The organism is Streptomyces flavofungini (genome assembly GCF_041028215.1).
GTDB lineage: Bacteria > Actinomycetota > Actinomycetes > Streptomycetales > Streptomycetaceae > Streptomyces > Streptomyces flavofungini_B.
This window is the reverse complement of the sequence record NZ_JASKYR010000952.1, coordinates 1-2,105: the sequence shown is the minus strand read 5'-3', so window position 1 is coordinate 2,105 and position 2,105 is coordinate 1. Positions and strand designations below refer to the sequence as shown.

At 71.3% G+C, this 2,105-nt stretch carries 3 protein-coding genes; all 3 read right to left on the bottom strand.

The genetic code is table 11. From position 1 onward, the window contains the following. Positions 1–152: transposase (locus AB8Z36_RS37020; protein WP_440582105.1), on the bottom strand; the 152-nt coding region annotated here is incomplete at its 3' end. 58 nt (positions 153–210) lie between these two features. Next, positions 211–1,398: a lipid-transfer protein gene (locus AB8Z36_RS37015; RefSeq protein WP_369217772.1), complete on the bottom strand. Its 1,188-nt coding sequence runs from the start codon at positions 1,396–1,398 to the stop codon at positions 211–213. A gap of 28 nt (positions 1,399–1,426) precedes the next feature. Then, positions 1,427–2,105, bottom strand: a 679-nt coding sequence (locus tag AB8Z36_RS37010; protein ID WP_369217771.1) for an acyl-CoA dehydrogenase family protein, incomplete at its 5' end; no start/stop codon positions are given.

Genomic DNA, 2,105 nt, shown 5'->3' with positions numbered 1-2,105 from the left:
CCGGTGGACAGCTTCCACAGGATCCCGTTGACCACCTGCCGGCGATCCCGCACCGGACGACCCATCCGCGGTGGAGCCAGAAACGGCTCGATCACCGCCCACGACTCATCAGTCAGCTCATGACGACGCACCACGAACAGACCAACGACCACAGCACTTTGCGGACACGACCTAGGACCCGCAGCCGGGACCTGCGCGTCCCGGGCGGCCTCACCGCCGCAGCATCGTCACCACCGCCGCGCCGCCGAGGCCGATGTTGTGCGTGAGGCCGACCCGTGCGTCCGCCACCTGCCGGGGTCCGGCCTCACCGCGGAGCTGGCCGACCACTTCGGCGACCTGCGCGAGACCGGTGGCGCCGAGGGGGTGGCCCTTGGAGATCAGGCCGCCCGAGGGGTTCACCACCCAGCGTCCGCCGTACGTCGTCGCGCCGCTCTCGACGAGCTTGCCCGACTCCCCGGGCCCGCACATGCCGAGCGCCTCGTAGGTGAGGAGTTCGTTGACGGAGAAGCAGTCGTGCAGCTCGACGACGTCCACGTCCTCGATGCCGAGGCCGGAGCCCTCGTACACCCGGCGGGCCGCCTCCCGCGACATCGGCTGCCCGACGACGTCGACGCACGAGCCCGAGGCGAAGGACGCGGCGGTGTCGGTGGTCATGGCCTGGGCGGCGATCTCCACGGCCCGTCCTGCGAGGCCGTGGAGCCGGACGAACCGCTCGGAGACGACGACGGCGGCGGCCGAACCGTCGGACGTCGGCGAGCACTGGAGCTTGGTGAGCGGCCGGTGGATGGTCTTGGCGGCGAGGATCTCCTCGACGGTGTACTCGTCCTGGAACTGCGCGTACGGGTTGGCCGTCGAGTGCCGGTGGTTCTTGGCGCCGACGGCGGCGAGCTGCGCCTCGGTCGTGCCGTACCGCTCCATGTGCTCGCGGGCCGCGTTGCCGAAGATCTGCGCGGTCGGCGGGGTCATCTCGAAGCCGTGCCGGGCGGCCATGACGCCGTAGTGCCGGGCGACCGGGGAGGTCTTGAAGTCACCGCCGTCACTGCCGCCGCCGAGCGCGCCGCGCGTCATCTTCTCGAAGCCGAGCGCCAGCACGCAGTCGCTGAGACCGCCCTCGACGAACTGGCGCGCCATCATGAGCGCGGTCGCGCCCGTCGCGCAGTTGTTGTTGACGTTGTAGACGGGGACGCCGGTCAGGCCCAGCTCGTAGACGGCGCGCTGCCCGGCGGTCGAGGCCTGGAAGCAGTAGCCGACGGCGGCCTGCTCGACCTGGTCGTACGGGATACCGGCGTCCTCAAGCGCCTTGGTACCGGCCTCCTTCGCCATGTCCCAGTACTGCCAGTCACGCGTCTGGGGCTTCTCGAACCTGGTCATGCCGACACCGACGACGTACGCCTTCATCAGGGTCCCTTCCATCACGGGGTGCGCTTCAGTCACGGGGCAGGCCGAGGATGCGCTCGGCGACGACGTTGAGCTGGACCTGGGTGGTGCCGCCCGCGATGGTCAGGCAGCGGGACATCAGGAAGCCGTGCAGCGCCCGCTCCCCCGCGCCCTCGCGGACCGCGCCCGCCTCGCCGAGCAGTTCGAGGGCCAGTTCGGCGACCTTCTGCTGGTGCGGGGTCTGGATGAGTTTGCGCACGGCGGCGCCCGCGCCCGGCTCGGCGCCCGCGACCTGCTGGAGGGTGGTGCGCAGGGTGATGCACGCGAGGGCGTGCGCCTCCGCCGCGAGGGCGCCGATACGGGCGCGGTGGGCGCCGTCGAGGCCGGTGGCGCGCGCGATGAGCGCTTCGAGGCCGGTGTCGAAGGTGAGCTGGTCGGCCATGTGGACCCGTTCGTCGCCGAGCGTGGTGCGGGCCACGCGCCAGCCGTCGTCGATCTTGCCGACGACCGCGTCCTCGGGCAGGTGTACGTCGTCGAAGTACACCTCGTTGAAGAGGGAGTCCCCGGTGATCTCCTTCAGCGGCCGGATGTCGATGCCGCCGTCGCGCGCGGCGCCCGCCTTCATGTCGACGATGAAGTAGGTGAGCCCCTTGTGCTTGGGGGCCGCGGGGTCGGTCCGGGCGAGCAGGATGCCGTAGTCGGCCCACTGGGCCGCGCTCGTCCACACC

Excerpts from the sequence above, each read along its gene's own strand:
- AB8Z36_RS37015 (WP_369217772.1), bottom strand. The coding sequence starts at position 1,398 with ATGAAGGCGTACGTCGTCGGTGTCGGCATGACCAGGTTCGAGAAGCCC.